Consider the following 7,700-nt stretch of genomic DNA (forward strand, 5'->3'; position numbering starts at 1 on the left):
TATAAGAGACAGAGCTTGGAGAACTCGGTGATCAGCCGCCGGGTCACCGTCGGGGCGAGCAGCGCCTCGCCCGAGGCCACCACCCGTACCCCGTCGGCGAGCTGCCGGGCGGACGCGTCCTTGAGGAGAAAGCCCGAGGCCCCGGCGCGCAGCGCCTGGTAGACGTACTCGTCGAGGTCGAAGGTCGTCAGCACCAGCACCTTCGCGTCGGCGTCCCGCGCGACGATCTCGCGGGTCGCCTCGATGCCGTTCATCTCCGGCATGCGGATGTCCATCAGGACCACGTCCGGGCGCAGCGCGGCGACCTGCGCGAGGGCCTGGCGCCCGTCGACCGCCTCGCCCACGACGGTGATCCCCGGCATCGCGTTGAGCAGGACCGAGAAGCCCTCGCGGACCATCATCTGGTCGTCGACGATCAGGACCCGGATGTCGGTGTCGCTCATGCGCCGCCGCCCCGTTCGACGACGACCGTGTCCGCGTCGCCCGCGTCCGCCGTGCCGCCGGCCGTCTCCCGTGGCTCCGGCCCGTCCGACAGCGGTACGGGGAGGAAGACGGCGATCTCGTATCCGCCGTCCCCCGTCGTCCCGGCCGTCATCTCGCCGTTCAGCATCGCGACCCGCTCCCGCATCCCGGTGATCCCGTGCCCGGCCCCCGGCGAGGGCTTGACCAGGCCGCGCGGGGGTCCGTTGACGACGCGCAGCCCGAGCCCGCCGAGGACATAGCCGAGCTCGACCCGGGCGGAGGCGCCCGGCGCGTGCCGCAGGCTGTTGCTCAGGGCCTCCTGGACGATCCGGTACGCCGACAGCTCGACGCCCTGCGGCAGTTCGCGGACGGCCCCGGTGATCACCTTCTCCGTCTCCAGGCCCGTCTCGCGGACGTTGTCCAGGAGCCCGTCGAGCGCGGCGAGGGTGGGCTGCGGGGCGTCGGGGGCCTCGTAGTCCTCCGCCCGGACGACCCCGAGGACGCGGCGCAGCTCGGTGAGGGCGGCCACCGCGTTCTCCCGGATGGTGACGAAGGCCTGCTCCAGCTCGGGCGGCGGGTTCTCGACCCGGTACGGGGCGGCCTCGGCCTGGATCGCGACGACCGACATGTGGTGGGCCACCACGTCGTGCAGCTCCCGGGCGATGGTGGTGCGCTCCTCCAGCAGGGTGCGCCGGTCCCGCTCGACGGCGGTCACGGTGCGCTGCACGGTGACCTCGCGCTCGGCGTCGCGCCGGATCTGGACCACGGCGACGACGAGCAGCGCGAAGGCGGAGAGCGTCGCCAGGGGCGCGGTGATCGACGGGTCGCCGGCCTCCACCAGCACCCCGAACAGCAGGGTCAGCAGCCACATCCAGGCGGCCGTACGCGGCCGGGTCCGGGCGGCCACGACCACCATGACCACCACCTGGGCGATGAAGGAGCTCGGATTCCACAGATCGCCGCCCAGGACTCCGCAGAAGACCGTCGCCAGCATCGAGGCCCAGAACGCGGCGACCGGCCTGACCAGGGTCATCGCGACCGGGATCGCGGGCACCACGCCCATCAGGAAGCGGTAGTCCCACTCGGCGAACCCGGCCATCATCACGACGAAGGCGGCGAACAGCACCAGGGCGTGCGGGGTCCAGACGACGCGCCTGCGCATCCCCTCGGGCAGCCGCCGGACCACCCGTCCGTCGGGGTTGAGCGGCGGCAGCGGACGGTAGGCGGACACCTGGCGCAGGAGGTCGTTCCGCAGGCCGTCTATCGCCCCTGCGGCCGCCCGGAACTCCGGGCTGCTGGTTTTCGTCTGGGTCTCGGTCACGGTTCCACGGTAGGCGGCGGCGGACGGCGGGTCGTCAGCATCGCTACGGATTCCGGGGCGTCCCTCTCAAGGACTACCCGCCTCCGCCGTACCGCGCCGGAGGCCGGAAACCTCCAGGTGACAGCCCCGGCGGCATCCAGGCGGTACGGCGACGGCAGCCCCCGTGGCAGCCTCTCAGGACCCCGTGCCAGCCTCTCGGACCTCCGCGCGGAAGTGGTCCGCGTGCTCCTCGGCCCACTGGGCGAAGGACCGGGCCGGCCGCCCGGTGACCTTCTCCACCGTGTCGGTCACGGTCCGGCCCTCCGGCGGGGTGTCCCGGTAGACGTCGATCAGGAACGCGATCACGTCCTCCGGCATGCCCTGGCCCCGCCAGGTCTCCAGCGCCTGCTCCTCGGTCAGCTCGACCAGCTCCACGTCCGCGCCCCGCGCCGCCGCGATGGCCGCCGTCTTGTCGCCGACGGTCAGCACCTGTGGCCCGGTGACCAGGTACTCCTGGCCGCCGTGACCGTCCTCGGTGAGGGCCGCCGCCGCCACCGCCCCGATGTCGGCCTCGTGGACCATAGCGCTCAGCCGGCCGACGAAGGGCTCGCGCACCACTCCCTCGCTCCTGATGCCGGGCGCCCACTCCAGGGCGTTCGCCATGAACTCCACCGGCATCACGACGGCCCAGGCGAAGTCGCTCGCCCGCACCGCCGTCTCCATCGGGGTCTCGCCGCCGCCGTGCAGCACGGTCACCCGGCGCACGCCCGCCGCCCGGGCCAGGGCGAGGATCTCCTCACCGGTCGCCAGCGGGGCGAAGAACTCGCCGCCGAAGGTGATGAGGTGCAGCCCGCTCACCCCGTCCAGCGCGGGGCCCAGCGACGCCGGGTCCGTGAGGTCGCCGGCGACGACGTCGACCCCGTCCGGGAACGTTGCCCGCGCCGGGTCGCGGGTCAGGGCCCGGACGTCCTCGCCGCGCTCCAGCAGCTGCTCGACCACGCGGCGGCCGACCGTTCCCGTGGCTCCGGTCACCAGGATCGTCATGAGGTTCTCCTTCGTCGGTTCCGACTCCGTCTGAGCGGCAACAGGACCAACGTAGAGACCCTTGCGGACACCTTCCGTCCGCAAGCGGGCGGGGCCCGGAGGAACTCACCAGGCGAGCTGGGTGATCTCCTCGGCCACAACAGCGCAGGCGTCGGCGGCCGGGTCGATCAGCGGGAAGTGCCCGACGCCGCCGAGCAGCGTCAGCCCCACCATCTCTCCGGACCTGGCCGCCGCGTCGACGTACGCCTCGGAGACGGCCTGCGGCACGACGACGTCGTCGACGCCCTGCACGATCGCGGTGGCGATCCCGGTCGGCAGCAGCACCCCGGGGTCGGCCTGTGCCGCCCGGCCCTCGAAGCCGGCTCCCCCGCCCAGGAGTTGGGCGACCGCGCCGCCGCACACCCCCAGCTCGGCCGCCACCGTGAAGTCCGCGATCGGGGCCAGGGCGACGACCCCGCGCAGCGGCGGCGGGGCGGGCAGCCGCCACGGCGACCCCTCGGGCAGGACGTGCCGCGCCGCCGCCCATAGGGCGAGGTGCCCGCCCGCGGAGTGCCCGGTGACCACGATCCGCCGCACATCGGCCCCGGGCAGCTCGCGGGCGGCCAGCACGGGCATCGCGTCCATCGCCGCGGCCACGTCGTCGAGGGTCTCCGGCCAGCGCCCCGCGACCGGGTCGGCGCCGCCCGGCCGGGCGTTCTCCCCGCCGCCGCGCTGCTGCGGGATGTCGTCGGCGCCGCGCCGGTACTCCACGCTCGCCACGGCGAAGCCCCGGCGGGCCAGGAAGTCCGCGAGCGGGGAGACATGGGCCCGGTCGTACGGGGCCCGCCAGGCGCCGCCGTGCAGGAGGACGACGAGCGGGGCGCCGGTGCGGCCGTCGCGCGGCGCGTAGAAGTCGATGACCTGGTCGGGGTGGTCCCCGTAGGCGGCGGACCGGTCGGGCGCGACCTCCGGATGCGCGAACACCGACTCCGTCTCGGCGACGTCCCGATCACGCGCGGCAGAATCCGACATGCTGCTCAACCGTCCTATGCCTGTGTCCAGTGCCTGTGTCCTTGCCCAACTGGGCTGACCTGCGGGGACGGTACCAGGACTCAGCACCGTCCCCGCCCGGTCGAACAGACCGTGACGGCCCGTCAGCCGACGGTATCCCCGGCAAGGACCTCGGCGAGAATCCGCGCCGCGCGCTCCGCGTCGGCGAACCCCACGTACAGCGGGGTGAAGCCGAACCGCAGCACGTCCGGCCGCCGCAGATCGCCGACGACGCCCCGCTCGATCAGCCGGCGCATCACGGGCTCGGCCCCGTCGCAGCGCAGGGCGACCTGGCTGCCGCGTTCGGCGTGCGCGGCCGGGGTGACGGAGGTGACCCGGCCCGCCGGGACGTACGCCTCGACGCACTCCAGGAAGAAGTCCGTCAGGGCGAGGGACTTGGTCCGCACCACGTCGACGGAGACCCCGTCCCACACTTCCAGCGCCGCCTCCAGCGTCAGCATGGAGACGATGTCGGGCGTGCCGACCCGGCCCCGTACGGAACCGTCCGCGGGGGCGTAGTCGGGGGTCATGCCGAACGGGTCGGCGTGCGAGTTCCAGCCCGGCAGCGGCGAGTCGAAAGCGGCCTGGTGGCGCTCGGCGACGTACAGGTACGCGGGCGAACCGGGGCCGCCGTTCAGGTACTTGTAGGTGCAGCCGACCGCGAGGTCCACCCCGTGCTCGTCCAGTCCGACGGGCAGCGCGCCGGCGCTGTGGCAGAGGTCCCACACCACGACCGCCCCCGCCGCGTGGACGGCGGCGGTCAGTCCGGGCAGGTCGTGCAGCCGGCCGGAGCGGTAGTCGACGTGGTTGAGCAGCACGGCGGCGGTACGCGGCCCGAGCGCGGCCGGGACGTCGGCGGGCGCGACGGGCACGAGCCGGTGGCCGGTGAGCCGGGCGGCGGACGAGGCGATGTACCCGTCCGTGGGAAAGGTCGTCGCGTCAACCAGGATCTCGTCGCGTCCCTCCCCCGCGAGCCGGCCCGCGGCGACGACGGCCTTGAAGACGTTCACGCTGGTCGAGTCACCGACGACGATCCGCCCGGCAGCGGCCCCGACGAGCGGGGCGATCCGGTCGCCGATCCGCTCGGGCGCGGTCCACCAGCCGCTCTCGTCCCAGGACCGGATGCGCAGCTCGCCCCACTGGCGGGTGAGGACGTCCTGCACCCGGGCGGGGACGTGGACGGGCAGCGCGCCCAGCGAGTTGCCGTCGAGGTAGACACCGTCGTCGAGGGCGAAGAGCTCGCGGCGCGCGGCCAGCGGATCAGCGGCGTCGAGCTTCAGCGCCCGCCCGCGCAGGTCTTCGGTCGTGGTCTCAGACATGGCTGCGCGCCGTCCACAGCTCGGGGAACACGTTCTTCGTGGCGCGCTTCTCCAGCCAGGCCACCCCGGCGGAGCCGCCGGTGCCGGTCTTGGAGCCCATCGCGCGCCGGGTGGCGACGAGGTGGTCGTTGCGCCAGCGCCAGACGAGCTCGCCGACGTCGGTGAGCAGCTCGCCGAGGCGCACCAGCTCGTCGTTCTGGTCGTCGGAGGCGTAGATCTCCGCCCACACGGCCTCGACCTCGGGCGACGGCTCGTACCGCTGGGTCAGGTCCCGGCCGGTGACCGACTCGGGGACGGCGTAACCGCGCCGGGCGAGCAGGGCGAGGGTCTCGTCGTACAGGCTGGGCTCCCCGAGCGCCTTCTCCAGCTCGGCGTACACGCGGGGCGCGCCCCGGTGCGGCACCAGCATGGAGGCGGACTTGTCGCCGAGCAGGAACTCCATCCGCCGGTACATCGCCGACTGGAACCCGGAGCCCTCGCCGAGGGAACCCCGGTAGGAGTTGAACTGGGCGGGGGTGAGTCCGGCCAGCGGCCGCCAGGACTCGTTGAGCGCCTCCAGCTCGCGCAGCGAGCGCTTCAGGGCGTCGCGTGCGACCGGTATGCGGTCCTCGCGCAGGGCGCGGGTCGCGGTCTCCCACTCATGGACGATGACCGTGAACCACAGCTCCATGACCTGGGTGGTGACCAGGAAGACCATCTCGCCGGGGTCGTCCGAGCGCAGGTGCTGGAGGTGGGTCAGGACATCCGCCTGGACATAGTCCTCGTACGGAGTCGTTCCCGCGAAGTCCAGGTGCGGGGTGTCCGCACCGGTGGCTTCGGGGTCGGGGTGATTCGTCGACATTTCTGTCTCCTCGACACGAGCTTCCGGGTAGCGGTCCGCCCCTTCCGTGAGGTGATGGAGCTCCGGTCCCCTGCTCGCATCCTAAGCGGCTCCCCGCCCGGTGCGCTTGGGCGGGGAGACGCCCCAGGTCAGCTGAGGATGTCGGCGGCGGTGGGCGAGGAGTCCCGCAGGAACGTCGAGCAGCGCTCGTGCTCCTCGGTCTCCCCGATCGACCCGGCGGCCCGCGCCAGGGCGTGCAGGGCGCGCAGGAAGCCGCGGTTCGGCTCGTGCTCGAACGGGACGGGGCCGTGGCCCTTCCAGCCGGCCCGGCGCAGGGAGTCGAGGCCGCGGTGGTAGCCGGTACGGGCGTACGCGTACGACTCGACGATCCGGCCGCCCTCGAACGCCTCGTCGGCGAGCTGCGCCCAGGCGAGCGAGGAGGTGGGGTACTTCGCGGCGACCTCGGCGGGCGGGGTGCCGGCGGCGAGCAGCTCGCGCGGCTCCGGGTCGTCGGGGAGGTGGGTCGGGGCGGGGCCCCCGAGCAGGTTCTCGTGGATGGACATGGCTCAAGTGTGCCTGGCGCTGCGCCTCGGCGGCACCGCGCCCCGGACTCGTGGCACAGCCCGTTCACACAGGCGTCGGGCCCCTTCGCCGGGCGTCGGGCCCCTCGCCGGGGTACGGGTCACGGCTCGGCGCGGGACGCGCGTTCCGGCTCCAGCGGCGGGGCGACGACCCCGCAGTGCACCGCGCACTCGGGCCGCTCACCGCGGACGGCGGCGGCGGCCGGGGTGCGCACCGTCCACCAGGCGATGACAGCGCCCGCCACCAGCAGCCCGGCGCACATCGGCATCGCCCGCCGGAAGGTCGCGGCGAACTCGCCCGCGTCCCGGTACGCCTCGGGCCCCATCCCGGCGAGCAGCGGCAGGGCGGCCACCGCGATGAGCCCCGCGGCCCGTGCGGCGGCGTTGTTGATGCCGCTGGCCAGCCCGGCCCGCCCGGCGTCCACGGCGGCCAGGACGGTCGCGGTGAGGGGCGCGACGACCACGACGAGCCCGGCGCCGAGCACCGATACGGCCGGCAGCACCTCACTGACGTACGAACCGACGGACGGGGTGCCGGGCCCCACCCGCAGCATCAGGAGCATCCCGGCGGCGGCCAGCAGCGGCCCCGCGGTGAGGGGGATACGGGGCCCGATCCGCCGCCCCAGCTCCCCCGACCAGGCGGAGAACAGCAGCATGAGGACCGTGGTCGGCAGCAGCGCGGTACCGGCCCCCAGCGCCGAGTACCCGGCCACCACCTGGAGCTGGATCGCGGAGAGGAAGAAGAAGCCGCCGAGGGCCGCGTAGACGCAGAAGGTCACCAGGTTGACCGAGGTGAACAGCCGGGAGCGGAAGATCGACGGCGGCAGCATGGGATCCGCGCGCCGACGCTCGACCAGGACGAACGCCACTCCGAGGGCCACCCCGCCGAGGGCCGACCCGATCACCACCGGCGACGCGCCCCGCCCCGGGGCCTCGATCAGGGCGTACGTCACCCCGGCGAGCGCCAGCGCCCCGAGGACGGCCCCCAGCACGTCGAACCGGCCGTGCGCCGCCGGATCCCGCGACTCCGGTACGTGCCGGAGCGCGACGGGCACGCAGATCGCGGCGAGCGGCAGATTGAGCAGGAAGACCCACCGCCACCCGGGCCCGTCGACGAGCCACCCGCCCACGAAGGGCCCCACAGC

8 protein-coding genes are annotated in these 7,700 nt (G+C 74.1%); all 8 read right to left on the minus strand.

The window, feature by feature from the left end; genetic code table 11:
• Positions 1–443 (minus strand): response regulator transcription factor (locus HET64_RS33690; RefSeq protein ID WP_215111039.1); only part of this gene is annotated, 443 nt, incomplete at its 3' end.
• Positions 440–1,783, minus strand: a complete 1,344-nt coding sequence (locus HET64_RS33695; RefSeq protein WP_215111041.1) for a histidine kinase — start codon at positions 1,781–1,783, stop codon at positions 440–442. The genes HET64_RS33690 and HET64_RS33695, both read right to left, overlap by 4 nt.
• 174 nt (positions 1,784–1,957) lie before the next feature.
• Positions 1,958–2,806 (minus strand): NAD(P)H-binding protein, encoded by an 849-nt coding sequence (locus HET64_RS33700; protein ID WP_215111043.1) that lies wholly within the window; start codon positions 2,804–2,806, stop codon positions 1,958–1,960.
• A 105-nt stretch (positions 2,807–2,911) separates the two neighbouring features.
• The gene (locus HET64_RS33705) at positions 2,912–3,817 is read right to left on the minus strand and encodes an alpha/beta hydrolase (protein WP_215111045.1); all 906 of its coding nucleotides are present in this window, start codon (positions 3,815–3,817) and stop codon (positions 2,912–2,914) included.
• A 122-nt stretch (positions 3,818–3,939) separates the two neighbouring features.
• Positions 3,940–5,154: a kynureninase gene (kynU, locus tag HET64_RS33710; RefSeq protein ID WP_215111047.1), complete on the minus strand. Its 1,215-nt coding sequence runs from the start codon at positions 5,152–5,154 to the stop codon at positions 3,940–3,942.
• Positions 5,147–5,995 (minus strand): tryptophan 2,3-dioxygenase family protein, encoded by an 849-nt coding sequence (locus HET64_RS33715; protein WP_215111049.1) that lies wholly within the window; start codon positions 5,993–5,995, stop codon positions 5,147–5,149. Before HET64_RS33715 ends, kynU begins: the two co-directional genes overlap by 8 nt.
• A 128-nt stretch (positions 5,996–6,123) precedes the next feature.
• The gene (locus HET64_RS33720) at positions 6,124–6,537 is read right to left on the minus strand and encodes a DUF3151 domain-containing protein (RefSeq protein ID WP_215111051.1); all 414 of its coding nucleotides are present in this window, start codon (positions 6,535–6,537) and stop codon (positions 6,124–6,126) included.
• Between the two features lie 119 nt (positions 6,538–6,656).
• A partial coding sequence (locus tag HET64_RS33725; protein WP_215111053.1) for an MFS transporter occupies positions 6,657–7,700 on the minus strand: 1,044 nt, incomplete at its 5' end.

The sequence above is a fragment of the Streptomyces sp. McG3 genome (genome assembly GCF_018619185.1).
Classification (GTDB): domain Bacteria; phylum Actinomycetota; class Actinomycetes; order Streptomycetales; family Streptomycetaceae; genus Streptomyces.

Coding starts and splice junctions, on each gene's coding strand:
- HET64_RS33700 (WP_215111043.1), bottom strand. CDS start 2,806: ATGACGATCCTGGTGACCGGAGCCACGGGAACGGTCGGCCGCCGCGTG.
- HET64_RS33705 (WP_215111045.1), bottom strand. CDS start 3,817: ATGTCGGATTCTGCCGCGCGTGATCGGGACGTCGCCGAGACGGAGTCG.
- HET64_RS33720 (WP_215111051.1), bottom strand. CDS start 6,537: ATGTCCATCCACGAGAACCTGCTCGGGGGCCCCGCCCCGACCCACCTC.
- HET64_RS33715 (WP_215111049.1), bottom strand. CDS start 5,995: ATGTCGACGAATCACCCCGACCCCGAAGCCACCGGTGCGGACACCCCG.
- kynU (WP_215111047.1), bottom strand. CDS start 5,154: ATGTCTGAGACCACGACCGAAGACCTGCGCGGGCGGGCGCTGAAGCTC.